Origin of the sequence: Cellvibrio sp. PSBB006 (genome assembly GCF_002162135.1) — a bacterium.
Taxonomy (GTDB): domain Bacteria; phylum Pseudomonadota; class Gammaproteobacteria; order Pseudomonadales; family Cellvibrionaceae; genus Cellvibrio.
Map to the genome: position 1 here is coordinate 4325490 of NZ_CP021382.1, position 15725 is coordinate 4341214.

18 protein-coding genes are annotated in these 15725 nt (G+C 50.2%); 2 read left to right on the forward strand and 16 right to left on the reverse strand.

The features are described from left to right. The first annotated feature begins 292 nt into the window (after window positions 1-292). Window positions 293-952, forward strand: a complete 660-nt coding sequence (locus CBR65_RS17970) for a PEP-CTERM sorting domain-containing protein (protein ID WP_087468127.1) — start codon at window positions 293-295, stop codon at window positions 950-952. Here CBR65_RS17970 and apbC read toward each other — a convergent pair. The 16 genes from apbC to CBR65_RS18055 all read right to left on the reverse strand — a co-directional run bounded on the left by apbC (window position 949) and on the right by CBR65_RS18055 (window position 14908). Next, window positions 949-2052: an iron-sulfur cluster carrier protein ApbC gene (apbC, locus tag CBR65_RS17975; protein ID WP_087468128.1), complete on the reverse strand. Its 1104-nt coding sequence runs from the start codon at window positions 2050-2052 to the stop codon at window positions 949-951. The genes CBR65_RS17970 and apbC overlap by 4 nt on opposite strands. A gap of 67 nt (window positions 2053-2119) precedes the next feature. Beyond that, the gene (locus CBR65_RS17980; RefSeq protein ID WP_087468129.1) at window positions 2120-3142 is read right to left on the reverse strand and encodes a YeiH family protein; all 1023 of its coding nucleotides are present in this window, start codon (window positions 3140-3142) and stop codon (window positions 2120-2122) included. Further along, window positions 3135-3455 (reverse strand): DUF971 domain-containing protein, encoded by a 321-nt coding sequence (locus tag CBR65_RS17985; RefSeq protein ID WP_157672142.1) that lies wholly within the window; start codon window positions 3453-3455, stop codon window positions 3135-3137. Before CBR65_RS17985 ends, CBR65_RS17980 begins: the two co-directional genes overlap by 8 nt. A gap of 66 nt (window positions 3456-3521) precedes the next feature. Next, entirely contained in the window at window positions 3522-3860 is a 339-nt protein-coding gene (gene fdxA / locus CBR65_RS17990; RefSeq protein ID WP_087468131.1) for a ferredoxin FdxA, read from the reverse strand. A 2-nt stretch (window positions 3861-3862) separates the two neighbouring features. After that, a complete protein-coding gene (locus CBR65_RS17995; RefSeq protein ID WP_087468132.1) occupies window positions 3863-4834 on the reverse strand; it encodes a HEAT repeat domain-containing protein in 972 nt (323 codons plus the stop codon). Window positions 4835-4842: 8 nt separating this feature from the next. Then, on the reverse strand, window positions 4843-5076 hold the full coding sequence (locus CBR65_RS18000; protein WP_087468133.1) for a ferredoxin family protein: 234 nt from the start codon (window positions 5074-5076) through the stop codon (window positions 4843-4845). Between the two features lie 16 nt (window positions 5077-5092). Then, window positions 5093-6826, reverse strand: a complete 1734-nt coding sequence (locus CBR65_RS18005; RefSeq protein WP_198300792.1) for a fumarate reductase/succinate dehydrogenase flavoprotein subunit — start codon at window positions 6824-6826, stop codon at window positions 5093-5095. A 2-nt stretch (window positions 6827-6828) separates the two neighbouring features. After that, window positions 6829-7587, reverse strand: a complete 759-nt coding sequence (locus CBR65_RS18010) for a GntR family transcriptional regulator (protein ID WP_087468134.1) — start codon at window positions 7585-7587, stop codon at window positions 6829-6831. A 198-nt stretch (window positions 7588-7785) separates the two neighbouring features. Beyond that, window positions 7786-8415, reverse strand: coding sequence for a c-type cytochrome (locus CBR65_RS18015; RefSeq protein WP_087468135.1), 630 nt, complete (start codon window positions 8413-8415; stop codon window positions 7786-7788). Beyond that, complete coding sequence (locus tag CBR65_RS18020; RefSeq protein ID WP_087468136.1) at window positions 8408-8590, reverse strand: hypothetical protein; 183 nt, start codon at window positions 8588-8590, stop codon at window positions 8408-8410. The genes CBR65_RS18015 and CBR65_RS18020 overlap by 8 nt, the downstream gene beginning before the upstream one ends. Beyond that, window positions 8583-9191 (reverse strand): SCO family protein, encoded by a 609-nt coding sequence (locus CBR65_RS18025; protein WP_087468137.1) that lies wholly within the window; start codon window positions 9189-9191, stop codon window positions 8583-8585. The genes CBR65_RS18020 and CBR65_RS18025 overlap by 8 nt, the downstream gene beginning before the upstream one ends. Continuing rightward, window positions 9191-10045, reverse strand: a complete 855-nt coding sequence (locus CBR65_RS18030; protein WP_087468138.1) for an ABC transporter ATP-binding protein — start codon at window positions 10043-10045, stop codon at window positions 9191-9193. The genes CBR65_RS18025 and CBR65_RS18030 overlap by 1 nt, the downstream gene beginning before the upstream one ends. 17 nt (window positions 10046-10062) lie before the next feature. After that, on the reverse strand, window positions 10063-10737 hold the full coding sequence (locus tag CBR65_RS18035; RefSeq protein ID WP_157672143.1) for a hypothetical protein: 675 nt from the start codon (window positions 10735-10737) through the stop codon (window positions 10063-10065). Window positions 10738-10750: 13 nt separating this feature from the next. Further along, window positions 10751-11752, reverse strand: a complete 1002-nt coding sequence (locus tag CBR65_RS18040) for an ABC transporter permease (RefSeq protein WP_232461245.1) — start codon at window positions 11750-11752, stop codon at window positions 10751-10753. Window positions 11753-11851: 99 nt separating this feature from the next. Continuing rightward, the gene (locus CBR65_RS18045; protein WP_087468140.1) at window positions 11852-13231 is read right to left on the reverse strand and encodes an ABC transporter substrate-binding protein; all 1380 of its coding nucleotides are present in this window, start codon (window positions 13229-13231) and stop codon (window positions 11852-11854) included. 468 nt (window positions 13232-13699) lie between these two features. After that, window positions 13700-14908 carry an OprD family outer membrane porin gene (locus tag CBR65_RS18055; protein WP_087468142.1) on the reverse strand — a complete coding sequence of 403 codons (1209 nt, stop codon included), beginning with the start codon at window positions 14906-14908 and terminating at the stop codon, window positions 13700-13702. A 523-nt stretch (window positions 14909-15431) separates the two neighbouring features. On the opposite strand from CBR65_RS18055, the gene CBR65_RS18060 reads away from it, so the two are divergent. Continuing rightward, the gene (locus CBR65_RS18060; protein WP_087468143.1) at window positions 15432-15719 is read left to right on the forward strand and encodes an iron uptake protein; all 288 of its coding nucleotides are present in this window, start codon (window positions 15432-15434) and stop codon (window positions 15717-15719) included. The last annotated feature ends 6 nt before the right edge of the window (window positions 15720-15725 follow it).

Sequence of the window (15725 nt, forward strand, 5' to 3'; positions counted from 1 at the left end):
AAGATGATGTGCTGCATGAGGGCGTTGCGCAAATCACGCTGAACTTCAGGCGTTGGATACAGTTTATGGCGCCAAGGTGACAAATTTGTTACGGATGTCCCCTTCCCATACCCATCGTGCGGTCGGGGTTAAATAGCCTGCCTCCGCTGTCGCTATTATTTAATTATGTGAGGCGGCAAACCTAAGCAAGATAGATTCTTAAAACGCGACGCAAATCACTGGATTTTGCACAGGTGCCGTTCTATTGTTCAGGCGTTTATCTTCATATTCAGCCAAGCAACAGGAGGTTACCATGCGCGCCAATCCAGGGTTTCTTGCGATAATAAAAAAACTGTTTTTAGCTATCCCGCTCGGCTTGTTTGTTGCACTTCCCGCTTCTGCGGTAGTGATTAATTTTGATGATTTGACATTAGTACCCAGTGATCCCGATTTTCCCTGTTTTTGTGATTATCCACTGACGAATGAGTACGAGTCCCAAGGCCTGGTGATCGACGGTGGCTTTTTGGCGGAATACTCGGAGTGGGACGAGAATATTGTGTCCGGTCCAAATTATTTATTGGGAAGCAATTACCTGCAGCTCAGCTTTGTGGGAGCCTTGCCCACCTTTGTCAGTATGATCGTCAGTGCTGCGCACGAAGAGGCTATCTTTTTTGATGTCTTCGGTGCGGGCGGCCTGATAGACGAACAACAAACCAGCGGTTATGCGGGGCCCTACAACGACACGCCCTACACACCCAATCAGTTGATGACCTTTACATCGGCAGAGGGAATTTCCTCTATCGTTATTGAGGGTTTTTATAATCTGCGAACCTCGGCCATGATTGATGACCTGGCTTATGAATACACCAGCGTGCCAGCGCCTTCATCGCTGGTGTTACTGGGTTTGGGGCTTCTGGGCCTGGCGTGGTGTCGGCGCGGTAATGCCGTCGGTAATGGTGCGAGAAAGCGCTAATCAACAATATGAATCAGTGGTGCGGCCGCAGCCTGCAAGTTAGTTTTCCACAGCGCTGCGCTCACCTTGTTCGCCAAGGCCAGATAGGCGGTTGTTAACGAACCAGTGGGATCTTTGATAACCGTCGGTGTACCGGCGTCGATATGTTCTCGCACAGTGCGATCTAGTGGCAGGGAGCCTAGCAGGCTTACCTGATAATCCCTGGCCAGTTGTTGCGCGCCGCCTTCACCAAAGATGGATTCGGCGTGGCCACAGTGAGAGCAAATGTGGGTCGCCATATTTTCCACAATCCCCAGCACGGGGATATTCACTTTGTTAAACATCTCAACGCCTTTGCGCGCATCAATTAAAGCCATCTCCTGTGGCGTGGTGACGACTACCGCTGCGGATACATTCACTTTTTGTGCGAGTGAAATATGGATATCGCCGGTGCCCGGCGGCATGTCAATAATCAGATAATCCAGCTCACCCCAGCGGGTCATCTCTAACAATTGTTGCAGTGCACGTACCGCCATGGGGCCGCGCCAGATCATCGGTGTTTTTTCTTCGGAGAGGTAAGCCACCGACATGGATTTCAAACCATATTTTTGTATCGGCTCGATGGTTTTTTCATCCACCAGCGTCGGTTTACTCTCAGCGGCAATGCCGAGCATGGTACGCATACTGGGGCCATAAATATCGGCGTCGAGTATGCCCACCTTTGCTCCCTCCGCTTGCAGGGCGAGTGCCAGGTTAACGGCGGTGGTGGATTTACCCACGCCGCCTTTGCCGGAGGCGACCATAACAATATTTTTTACCGCAGCAAGTTGTCCCTGGCGTGTGATAGACGGTGATGCGTAAACATCGGAATGAATATGAACATTCACTCCAGGCAATCCGGCTTCCTCCAGATGATGGGTTAAAGCCATGGCGAGCAAGTGATTTTGTGAGTTCGCTATTAATCCCAGCGTAATAGAAATATCAATAGTGTTTTCATGGATTTTTATCGCCGAGACAGCCTTCAGTGCGACGTAGTCCTCCGCTAGCCACGGCAGTTGAATCGTTTGCAAGGCTGCTATAACCGAAGCTTCGGTAAACCTTCTCGCTTTTTGTGCAATCATTTTTTTCACCACCAGTTGGTTAAGGTTAATGGGGCTTTGTTGGCTGGCTTTTATTAACTGACTTTTATTAAATGACTAAGAGAATCGAAACACCGGCAATGAAACAGGTATTGAGAAATAATAAAATAAACGTGTTTTTACCCACCTGCCATAACTCCACTAAATTGGTCTTTGCACCCAGCGCCGCCATCGCAATCCATAAACACACTTGTGATAAATCGCTGGCCGCGTTGATAGCTTGCGCCGGGAAGATATGCAGGTTCGCGAGTATGACAAACCCCACAAACGCAATCAGAAAAGGTGGCAGGATGCGTTTAAATCGGCTTTGGCCGACCGTGCGTGAGCGACATAAAAAAGCCAACACCATCACGGTGGGCACCAGCATGGCGACGCGCAGCATCTTGGTGTAGGTGGCGAGTTGTGCAACCTCTGGTGAGATCATATCCCCGGCGCCGAATACCTGGGCCACGTCGTGAATGCTTGCGCCTAAAAATAAACCCATCTGTTCGGTGCTTAATGACAGACTCACGAGGATGCCGGGGTACAAGATCATGCAAATGGTGCTCATGCCCGTTACGCCAATTAACGTGCACAACAAATGTTTTTCGGTGTCTTTGTTACCCTGAATGACCGATGCAACTGCCAGTGCGGCGGATACACCACAAATGCCCACCGCTGCGCCGGAAATAAGACCGCGCGCCCGATCAACTTTAAGTAGTTTTGCCAATAACACACTGAACAATAACGTGGTAACAACGGCGACGCTGACCACCAGCAACGGTTTGGCTCCCAGTGCGGAAATTTGTGAAAAGGTAATGCGCACACCTAATAATGCAACACCGAAACGCAGAATATTTTTGACACAAAAATCCAGGCCGGGCGCGAATTCGTCGTAACGCGAAATACTGTTAAATGCCATACCTAACAGCAACGCGCCTAAAATCTGCGTGATGCCGTAGTGCTCCGAGATATAACTGGAAGCCAACACCAGCACCAGACAGAAACAAATGCCGGGCGCGCGCGTCAGGCTGTAGTGTTTGATGGTGGTAAAACGAAATGCGCGATTTTTTTCGACTTCACCTTCACTCATCTAGATATTCCTTGGCGCGGCCGCTGGCGATGGCGTAAAGGTAAGGCCAGGGAAAGATGCCGCGATCATGGCCATCGGCAAAGACCACTTGAATCGCGTTGCCGCCCATCATGACCAGGTTTTTTACTTCGGCGCTTTCGGTGATCAGGCGTGTGCCCATTAACTGTCGGGCGCGACAACTTGAGCAGGCGCAATAGCGGCGCAAGTCATCACCGGAAATCTGGCTGTGTTCGCCATTTTTCCAAATAATGTCCAGCTCGGCTTGCGCTTTTCGTAGCGTAATTTTTTGTGGTGGATACAAAAGCTCGCTCAATTTTTTCACCGCTATTCAATGGCTCGAATGGTTCGCGCACACTCGTTATGACAAGTTGGCGCGAGCTTAAGCCTCTTCTGCTTCGGTTATTAACCATTGGCGCTTGTCGGGCAGGTCGGCCCATTCGCCCGACTCGGGCAGGGGATCTTTGGTGTCGCTGATTTCCGGCCATTGTTTGGCAAGTTCGGCATTGATGGCGATGTATTCCGTCATCTCGTCGGGCAAGTCATGCTCATCAAAGATGGCATCGACCGGGCACTCGGGCACACAGAGTGCGCAATCGATACAGGTTTCCGGATCGATAACCAAAAAATTTGGTCCTTCGCGAAAACAATCCACCGGACACACAGCCACGCAATCCGTAAATTTGCAGCGAATACATTGTTCAGTCACAACAAAGGTCATGATTATTCTCCAACAGCAGTTTTGGCAGATTGGATTTTTTCCTTCGCCCAGCGCGCTAATTTTCTTACGTCGGGATCATTGTCATTTAACGCAATGTCCACCATGGGCATGCCGCTGGGATGTGCAATTTCACCGGCGGCGGCCACGGCTGCTTTGCGCAAATTACTGATAGGGTTGGTAAGGCATTGGCTCAGTGCCGGTATGCCGCGCGGTGAACCTATCTTGCCAATGGCTTCAGCGGCTTTTTCCTGCACTTGCCACATGCTGTCTTGCGTCGCAGTAATTAATGCATCGACGGCTTTGAGAATATGTAAACGTCCCAGGCCTTTTGCCGCTTCAACGCGCACCATCCAATAATCGTCAGCCAGGCCGGCAATCAACGCGCTGGCAACCTGATCCGGCTCCGCATACACCAGTGTGCCGACGGCAGTACGGCGTACTTCCGGGTCGCTATCGCCAACAGCAATGCTCATTAATTGCGGCAGGTTTTCGGTTTCCTGCAAATAGCCCAATACACTGACTGCTTCGCGTCGCACACTTGCATCTGGATGTTTTAACAAGGTAATAGCATGCGGCTTTACCTCTTTGATGCGCAGTTGTTTCAGCGAACGCAGGATCGCCGCCAACACAAATGGATCATCTTCTTTCAGTGCGGCAATTAATGCGGGCGCTGCATTTTTATCTTTTAAATCAGCGAGGGCATTGGCCGCAGCGTTGCGCACATTTTCGTCCTTGGCGGTGAGCGCGCCGACCAGTGCGTCCATCATGTCGCGCGGATCAAATTCATCAATCACTTTGGCGGCTTCCATACGCACGGTTTCATCGGCATCGCTCAAGGCCATGACCAATAAATCGACCGCTTCCGGTTCCGGGCTTTCTACCAATTCCATCACCGCCACGCGGCGAATGCCGGGGTCAGCATCCTGAAGACGTTCGGCGATGGAACTGAGCAAGGGATCTGCAAAATTGAACATGGCTTACCTCATCTCAGCAAATACGGAATGTTAACGGTGACCGCATCGGTGGGGCAGTCGGCTTCGCACGGCATGCAATACCAGCATTCATCGTATTTCATGTGCGCCTTGCCGGTTTCTTCGTTAATCCACAAGACATCGAGCGGGCACACATCAATACATGTGCGACAACCTTTGTCGGCGATACATTTTTCCTCGTCGACGACGACGGGAACCATGGAGATCTGGGATGCTGTTGGCATATGACTGCTCCTCTGACTAGCTGGCTTTTTTAACGCGCAATTGTTGGTAGGCATTTTTTTCATGCTCTTCCAGTTCGACAACGTAGGGCTCAACGGGAATTTTTTTGCAGGCCATCTGGTTGTTTTTGTCTTTGTATAGCTGCACGTGACAAAACCAGTTGTCATTATCAGTGGCTGGATAGTCGACGTAGTTGTGATACAAACCCCAGCGACTTTCCTGGCGATAGAGCGATGCAAAGGCGGCCATTTGCGCGCAGTCAAAGATGTGTTGCGCTTCATTCGCGCGCAGCAATTCGTGCGGATCGCGCGCGTAGAGGTAAGGAATATCGTTCTCCATGGCTTGCAAGCGCGCCAGGCCGATATCCATTTTTTTGGTGACTTTAGGTGGCTGCAAATAATCGTTTACCAAGCGGCGCACCTTGTATTCAAATTGATTGGGCGGAATGCCGTCGGTGCGTTTGAGCGGTGCCAGGATGCGATCCCGCTCCGCGCAAATATATTCCACATCCAGCTCAGGCAATTCGCGGTCGCGTGCAAATTCAGTGGCGTTCTCGCCGCAGATTTTCCCGTACACAAACGCACCGAGCATATAGCTGTGGGGAATCGAGGCCATATCGCCTGCGCCATAAAGTCCCGGTACGCTGGTCTCACCTTTTTCGTTGATCCACACACCGGATGCCGAGTGACCGGCGCAAAAACCGATTTCGGAAATATGCATCTCCACCATCTTGGTGCGGTAATCTGTACCGCGCCCGTCGTGGAATCGACCGCGGCTGGGCCGCTCATTGGTATGTAATACGTGTTCAATTTCCTGGATGGTTTCTTCCGCGAGGTGATCGAGCTTGAGAAATACCGGGCCGTTACCGCCCTGCAATTCTTTATAAAACTCCATCATCATTTGGCCGCTCCAGTAATCGCATTCGATAAAGCGATCACCTTTGGCATTGGCCGTGTAACCACCCAGGGGGCCAGTGACGTAGGCGCAGGCCGGGCCGTTGTAATCTTTCAGCAGCGGATTGATTTGGTAACATTCCAGACCACTTAACTCGGCGCCGACGTGATAGGCCATTGAATGACCATCGCCACAGTTGGATGGATTTTCGTAAGTGCCAAATAAATAACCGGAGGCGGGCAAGCCAATACGACCTGCAGCGCCGGTGCACATAATGACTGCTTTGGCACGAATCACGATGACATCAGCATCGCGGGTGCCGAGTGCAATACAACCGCACACGGTGCCGGTTTTATCTTTCAGTAAACGTATTGCCTGGTAGCGGTTTTCAATGTCGACGCGGTGACGGCGCAAACGGCGGTAGAGAATTTTTTTGATGTTGTGGCCTTCGGGCATGGGCAGCACGTAAGTTCCCAGATGGTGAACTTTTTTCATGTCGTACTCGCCGGTTTCGTCTTTCTGAAAATAAACGCCCCAGCTATCGAGTTTTTTGATCATGTCGTAGGAACCTTGCGCGTAGGCCATCACGCCTTTTTGCAACAGGATGCCATCGTTGGCGATGGTGATTTCCTTGACATAATTTTCCGGCGTGGAATGGCCCGGCACCACGGCGTTATTCAGTCCATCCATACCCATGCTGATTGCGCCGGAGCGTTTGACGTTGGCTTTTTCCAGCAGCATGACTTTTGCGTCCGGGTTTTTTTCTTTGGCCGTTACTGCCGCCATAGGGCCAGCGGTGCCGCCGCCAATGACGAGTATGTCCACATCCGTTAATGAAATATCATCGGGAAGCATCATGATTAATCCTCTTGATTGTTGGCGTGCTTGTGTGGGTCACGTTCAATTTGGAAGCGGTATTTGTAAGAATCGCCGCGGAACGCAAGGTATTCATAATCGATGGGGTTGTCGTCGCGGTCGCGCGTGAGTCGCTCGACCCACATAATCGGACTGCCGGGTTCCAAGCCTAAAAATTTTGCGATGTCTGCATCGGCAGGCCGTGCTTCCAGGCTGATCTCAGCTCTTCCCAGTGCGATGCCCAATTGGTTTTCGAGCATGGGAAAAATGTCGCGACTCAAGTCTTTGGAAAATAATCCCTGGCCGATGGCGATGGGAAAATAGGAACGATCAACCGACACGGGTTCGCGATTGAGGTAGCGCACGCGCACCACTTCTACCGCGCGATCCTTGGCGCTGAGCCCGAGTTTTTCTTGCACGTCTTTACTGGTTGTGGTTTCGCGAATGCTGATAAGTCGTGCAGAGGTTTCGTAACCCTTGGGTTTCATTGCCTCATCAAAACCTTCGAGATGTTGCACGTCTTGCATGGCTTTTGGTTTGCTGGCGAATGTGCCTTTACCTTGTGAGGTGAATATCAAACCTTCGCTGTGTAAATCCCGCAGTGCCTGGCGAACCGTAATTCGGCTGACACCGAAACTGTTCATCAATTCGCTCTCGGAAGGCATGCGTTGGTAGGGCGCATATTCCCCTGCAAGAATCTGCTTTTTCAGCGCTTCTTTGATTTGCAAATACAGCGGTTGGTGAGACATATTTTGTGGCAGCATGTAAGTCTTCCGCTAATCAGTCTGGTTGCTTGGATACATAATTTTTTAACGGCTATTTAACACCGATACTACCTATCATTACTTGTCATAACAAGTTAAAAAACGCTAAAAAACCCGGTAAAAACATCATTTTTCTGTGTTGTCCTATCGCGGTGCGCGCGCACAAAAACAACGCAATAAATTTCTGATTTTTGCACCTTAATCACGCATTAATGGCGTGGTCGATAGATAAAAAACCACGGCGTCCACTTCGTTTTCCTGCAATGCATTAGCAATATTTTGCATCTGCTGTCCTGCATCATTTTTCCGTTCGCGCTGTTTAAAATCCTTGAGTTGTTTTTTCAAATAATCCCGATGTTGGGCGTTGATCCAGGGCGCAACATGACGCTTGTCTGCATGGCAGCTGGCGCAGGCCGGTAAACCCTCGCGCCCTTTTTCAAATAGCTGCTTGCCGAGCGCATAATCTTGCGCTTGTTGCGCATCGTTTGGTTCCCAGGTCGCTCCTTGTGATGGCGGGAGCGACGCAAAATAATCGGCAATATCGTTCAGCGATGCCAATTCCACCTCGGCGGTGATGGTCTGCATTTGTCCGCCATCGTTGCTGCGTTGGCCGAGACGAAAATCCAGCACTTGCTTTTTGATGTAAGCCTGCTTCTGCCCCGCCAGTTTGGGGAATTTGCCCATCGGACTAATACCATCAGCGCTATGGCACAGCGCGCAGGTTTCCCACGCCGCCATGCCGCTGGTGTCAATCATGTCTGCCAATGTTGGCACAGTCGGCATCAGCAGCGTCGCAGCGATACCCAAAGCTCGATACCCTTTATTCATGACTCTGTTGATTATCCAGCTGCCTGTCCAGTTGTAAGGAAATTTCCGGTTGGCGCGCATCCCGGATAATAAAATGTTCGGTAAAGCCACCTTGTTCGGCCGCAACGTCCACTGCGCAGATCAAACCGCTCATGAATTGAATGACTAAAAAAATCCACGGACGACATTTATTCATGACGTTTAGCCTGGCGAATCATGTGTGTTAAATATTCCGCGATGGGATTAACCTCAAACGGCGGACTTATCTTGGCGACGAGTTGTGCCTCAGGATCAACAACCGCGATAGCGGTGGTGTGCATAACATCGTAATGGTCGCTGCCAGGTTTTTGGTCGAAGCGATAAAACGCATCAATACCTTTTACGAAGATATCGATTTGCTTGCTCTCGCCGGTAACACCAATATTGTCCGGATGAAAGTGCGCCAGGTATTTCCCCAATATTGCCTGGTCACGCTTGGGATCGACGGCGAGAAAGATAATGTTGGGGATGCGTTCCGGTGTAAAACGCAAACCCAGGTCGGCGCGTACTGCTTCCAGTTGCATTAGCGTCAGCGGACATATATCCGGGCAGGTGGTAAAACCAATAAAGACCAATGACCACTGGCCCTGGAGTTGTGCCAACCCAAAATCGTTACCGGCTTGATCCTTTAATGAAAATGCGGTTAAGGGTTTAGGTTCCTCAAGGGTTTTATATTGATTGGCACCGGCGAAAACCGTAAGGCTATTGCTGAGCGCCAGCGCGATAACCAGCACTGAAAACCACCGTGAATTACGCATTAGTGTTCTCCAACCTTTTCAAAGGCTTTTAGACTTTCGGCACGGATCAATGCCAGGCATTCTTTTTTGAGTTGGATAAATTTTTCTGTGGTAGCCAGTTCCGGCGTGCGTGGCCGTTCCAGTTTTACCGGCAGGTCAGCGATGATTGAACCGGGGCTTGCACTCATCACCAGGATGCGATCCGCTAAAAAGATCGCCTCGTCAACATCATGGGTGACAAACAGGACGGTAATGCCAAACTCCGACCAGATATTCAGTAGACTTTCCTGCATGATCAAACGTGTTTGTGCATCCAGTGCGCCGAAGGGTTCGTCCATCAACAACACGCTGGGATAATTCGCCAAGGCGCGGGCAATCCCCACGCGTTGTTGCATGCCGCCGGAGAGTTCACCCGGTAATTTATCCGCAATCTTGCTCAGCCCGATCATGGCTAAAAATGTGTTGGCGATGGAGTCACATTCACGCGCGCTGTGGCCTGCAATCTTTGGCCCAAAGGCAATGTTTTGTCGCACGGTTTTCCACGGAAACAACGAGTACTGTTGGAATACCATGCCGCGATCCGGACCGGGTTTGGTCACCAGTCCACCGTCTACCAATACTTGCCCGGAGGTGGGTTTTACATAACCGGCAACGGAATTTAACAAGGTGGATTTGCCACAACCGGATGGCCCGAGGATGCACACAAACTGGCCCGGCGAAATATCCAGGCTGGTTTTTTCCACCGCGATATTGGCGGATGTGCCTGTGCCAAACGCGATAGTGACATCCTTAATTTCAATGTGGCCTTTATCCATCGAGCGGCGATTGGCACGCGATGGCGTTAAGGGTTCAGCGATCATGGCTTTACTATTCATTGTCACTCCTGATGGATTCACACGCGTTGTAAGCGCATTGGTCTGGCTGCAAGGTGTGGCTGTTCATCACCGGCCAGTTTTACGATGGCGCCAATCAACAAGACAAAACCGAAAAGATTTACCCAGGCGCCGATAGGCTCAAGCCACAAGGCTGTGGAAACACCTAACCCCATCATCGCGAGACCGACGACCCAGGTGGGGGTTGAGCAACACACAACCCATGAGAGTGTGATGGACGTTAATGCCACACAGCTTGAACCCACACCACCGACGATGCTGGTGGAATGCGATGCAGTTGCTGCGCAGCTGTTACGTCGTTCGCGTAACAGCAACCAGTAAGTGGTCATCAGTGCTGACAGCAAGGCAATCTCCAATAAGATGATGGGCACAATAAATAAACTCCACTCGGCGAGGCCAATGCCAAAGTCATAATTCATGTAGCCAATTTCGATCAACCATTCATCCTTGATGATGGCTAGCTGGTCTTTTACCGATGGTGTTGACGCGATGATGCGTTGCACATTGTCAAACCAGTGGTAGTAATTCACGTAATTCGGTAGATCACCAAATTTTATGATGACCGCGATTAACAGGCCGACGTAATACAGCGCGGTAATGCTGCAGGTGGCGATGCTCCACACCAGCAAATTCCGGCGAACTATCTGTGCAATACGTCTTAATCGAGGCAGCATAAAATTGTGCACGCTAACGAGTGGATTTTTTCCAGCGCAACGCCGGTGCCATCACCACACGAATCAGGTAGGTTGATAGGGAGCCCAGGCCGCCGATGATTAACATCCCTACAATAATGTCGGGGTAATTAATTAATGAGTAGGCATTCCAGGTGAAATAACCGATGCCGTATTGGCCGGAAATAATTTCGCCAGCTAATAATGAAAACCAACTCACACCCATGCCTATCGCAAGCCCGGCTCCGATGCTGGGCAATGCCGCCGGCAACACCACATGCCAGAAAACTTTTAAGCGCGCTGCACCCAAGGATAATGCCGCGCGTACCAGCACTTCCGGTGTTTGTTCAACGCCGTGGACTGTATTGAGGATGATCGGAAACAACGCGCCCAGAAACGTGATGTAGATAATGGAAGACTCTTCAGTGGGCCACATGAGGATTGCGAGGGGAATCCAGGCAACAGCGGGAATAGGGCGGATAATTTCGATATAGGGCAGGACTGCCGCGCGCGCAAAACGCGATCGACCCACTAACAAGCCGACCACAATGCCCGACACTACCGCCAGAGAGTAAGCGATGGCGATACGACGTAAGCTGACCAAAATGTGCGTATGGAATTCAGTATCAGCGGCATGGGTGAGAAAGGCAGAGCCCACTTCCAATGGCGCGGGAATATTTTCAAAATTAATAAAATAATTGACATTGTAGAGCGTCGCTACATGCCAGATAAATATCCCGCCAAGGATTGATGCGAGGCCGATCGCTATCATCTCCAGCTTGAGCTTTGGCAGCAAGGATGACAATTTAGCGGTTAGTGACACAGGCGCTGTTGCGCTTGGAGCTGCGCGGCTATGCGCAATGGATTTATCGCCCTCTGGTTGCTTTTCGGCATCTTTCAAAAATTGATGATGCGTGGTTCCTGCTGTGAGTATTTCGTTTTTGTTTGTCTTTTCATTAGTGGCCCCGTGTGTAACCGTGTCTTCACGGATAACCACTTTCTCGCACGTCATAGTCATAATTGATCACCCATCCTGCAAGCTAACCTTATTAGAAGAGCATTGGAGTAGAAGAACATCGGATTAAAGCGCATTGGGGTGGCATCCTTGCCGGTCTATTTAAAGTGATGTCACCATTTCACTGGTTATTGAATCCAACGCTTTATCCATATCCATCACCGCGCCCTGATGTTCTGCGGCATAGGCATCGGCGTCCGGTTTGCGCAGGAAGGTGGAGAATCCTTCTTTGGATTTCACAAAAAATGCGGTCTTGCCAAACAGTTTCAAACCGGTTTTTTTGTCGTAAACATAGGTGGCGTTAAGCTTGGCTCCGGTCTCGTTGAATTTTCCAGCGGCATGCAAAAAATCCGTGAGCGTGGGGTAGGAGGAGATGCCTTCTCGCGCATGCCAGATTTCCATCGGCAGTGCCGCGTTGGTTACAGCGGGGTCAACCACAGCGGCTTTTTCCGCAGCGTAATCTTTGCCGAGGCTGGTGTAGGCAGACTTGATGTAATCTTCAGTAATCCACGCCTGGAAATCCAGGGCGGGTATAGCTTGTTCCCGCGCGAGAACGCCGTGATTCAATTTGAGCGCATCAACCCATTGTGCTTTGATGGTCGGGTCCAGGGTCAAGTGGCCGCCTTTGGAAAAATAAATGTAGAGCACTTCTTTTTCCACACCGGTCCAGCCTTCCATCATATCCACGGCTCTCACCGGATCTTCACGAATCCACTCGCCAGCTTCGTAGATGGCTTTGATAAATGCCACCGCCACTTCCGGATACTCGTTCAGGAAATCTTCACGCACCACTACACCGTGCAGGTAAGGCACACCGGTTTCACTGCCGTCATAAATCTTGCGGCCGGTGCCGCGAAATTCCATTAATTCAGACCAGGGGCAAAAATCGGCGTGCGCATCAATTTTATTGGCAGCAATATTGGCTGCACCCACGGCAGGGCTTTGGTTTTTCAAACCAAAATCCTTGATTTCGATCTTGTTGTCTTGCATGGCTTTTAGCAGCATGCCCCAGGCGGCACTACCAACCGGCACAGATACGTCTTTGCCTTTGAGTTGGTCAATGCTGAAGATATCGGATTTGACGGGTACCACAATGGCGTTGCCGCTGCCTTTGAGGTTGTAACCTGTGCCGGCAATATATTTTGTGCGCAGGGATTCAGTGGCTTGAAATTTTGCACCGTTGACGATGAGCGGGTAGTCGCCCATAACACCGAAGTTAAGTTTGTTGGCCATCATCTGGTTGGTGATGGGACCGCCTGAGGAGTAATCGCTCCAGGTAACGTCGTACGTGGCATCGGCGTACTTGCCGGTTTTGGGCAAGTGTTTCTCCAGTAGTTTCAATTCCTTTACCACGATGCCTGCGGTGTAAGTATCCGTACACATGCTTTGGTGGCCAATCGCAATATTGATCGTTTTGGCATTGGCGCCGGCTGCCAGGGTGATCCCCAGAATCATTGAAACCAATCTTATCGATATCATCATGCAATCCCCGAATTGTATTGTTAGCGTAAATTTCAACTTGTATTGGCATGTTATAATCACTCCCAATAAAAACGCATAAGTCATGCCAATAACGGGAAGAGTGGTTATTAGTTTTGTAACTCCCTATTTTCTAAAGTGTTTTTTCTACCCGCGCCTGATCCCAAAAAATTCCTCCATTCACGATAACGATCAATTCTGCACTCGGAATGAGCGCGTGCACGCAAGCGTTCATGGGGACGGGCAGGAATGGATAAATGACTGAAATTTTTTTAGTACAAGTCACGCATGGAGGCGGGAAGCGAATCGATGCGTTGCGCGGGAAAATGGCTCGGCGGAAAAGAAGGCGGACAGTAAATAAGAAAAAAACGGGGGCTTTTACCAAGGCGTTCAGTGAGCCCCCAATGTGTTTGACTAGCTGGAGTAGTCATGAAGATTGTTACGGCAGTGATGCGGTGTGAAAACCCATCATCAAAAAACAAATTGCAGTTGCAAACGATGGTTGGTTTGCTCAACCGTTTCGGTATCCGATGTGACGACTTCAACGCGCCAGCGAAGCGACAAACCTTTCCAATATTCATCAAAGCTGTAAGTGATATCAACGTCGGTCGCATCGCGATCCGGCGCAAGATTAAAGTCGAACGTTGCATAGCTGAGCTTAAATGCGAGCGCGGGGGAAAAGTTGTAATTGAACGTAATCTTACTGGCATCCCCGGAATCAACATTCTCAAATGTTTCCAGCATGTTGTTGGTAAAAATAGGACTGGTGGAAAAACTGTAGGGCGCCAGAAATGCACCATTCCTGAAAGTGCCTTCCTCCTCGGCAACCGTGTTGTAACCCAGGGTGAGAGAAGCTTTACCCATTGATGCACCGGCTTGTACACCGTAGAGCGTTGAATCAACGGTGCCGAGCAGTGAATCACCCGAGTCCTCCTGCTGCACAAATTGCGCGCCGAGGAATGGTTTAATTGTTTCAGTGCCGGAAAAGTTGTAATTGCCTTGCAGGTAGATGCTGTCAAATAAATTATCAAAGCGCGTTAGCCATAATTCCAGCTTGAGCGGATTAGCATTATAAATAGCGCCGAGATTGGTCGTGCCGCTGGTTTCCTGCGACGCAATACCATAGCGCAGCGTCGACCATTCCCCCACATCAACAAACTCTTCGCTGTTGCGATTTTTGATTTCATTGATGTGATCCAGCTGCAACGTCAGCTTGGGAATACTGGTATTCACCAGGCTGAAAGCTTCAAAGGTGAAAGGAATAATAAATGCATCGCCCGGATTGGCGAGCGGTGCATTGATCTTCTGGCGGCCGAGCGTAACGGCTGTGTTAAAGCCGGACAGGTTGACATAAGCCTCACCGAGCACTTCAAGATCGCTGCCCAAACGCGTGTTTACTTTTGCCGGATCATCATCATTAGTGCCAAGATCCTGCGCGGTGTAATAACCAACGCCGAATTTTATTCCGCTGATGCTGCCTGTTTCGGCGCGTAGCGCACCTCCGAGCGAGAACGCCCCTTCATCTGTTCGGTAATCATACTCGCGCGTGTTGTAATAAGCCCGGATGTTGCCGTTGACCTTGCCGGTCTCAAAAATATCATTGAGCTCAGCCGCAAAAAGATGGCTACACCATAAACCGCCGCTTGCCATAATGACTGCCAAAAACCGTTTTGCTTTCATCTTACGCCCTCTTGATTAAATGTAATTACCGCTGGCGGCGCCACGCGGAGTGTGGCGAATGACTAACCGTGAGCATCAACTTGTATTAACAAGGAATAACAACTCACCTATGGTTACGCGATTTTTATGCCAAGGTTTTTTATGCGCGGTGGAATTGATCTAAGGTGTTGTATTTATTTCTGTTTGTTTTTATTTTTTTGATGAGGTGTGTGATCGCGAGCAACGGAGCTATTATTTTTTATGCCCCGTAAATGATCGAAGAAAAATAAACGCACACAATAGAAATCAATGAATAAATTTTTAGTAGAACGACTAATACAAGTCTTGGTGTGTTGACTGCTTGTGCCCAAAGCCTCGCCCGGTGGTCCGCTTTCGCTGTGCTAGCCTGCCTCCCCCGCCAGCTTTCCCCAATGGCCGCCTCGGGATATTATGAGAATCATTTCTTGTTGCGAATATGTATCATTTGTGGAAACATGCGCAATATTCATCACCGTTAATTCTGGCCATGGCTCCGGGATCACTCATGACTCAATATCTCCCCATCATTAATCGTGTTGTCGCTGCGCTGTTGGGCGGTTACAGCTTTACCTGGGGCTTTTGCGCGCTTGGCGTCGCGGGCCTCGCGGCACTGGGTGTGAGCTTTCATGAAGCCGAAACCGGGGTGATGTTGCTGGCCTTTTTGCTGTTCCTGGGGTTGTTTCTGTGGGCCTTCGCGGCGAACAGCATGGTGAAGGTGTGGGTGGTTTTCGCCGGGGGTGCTGCTGCGATGACAGGCGCAGCACTGGCGATTCAGCAACTGTTGGTGGGCTAGGTAGAT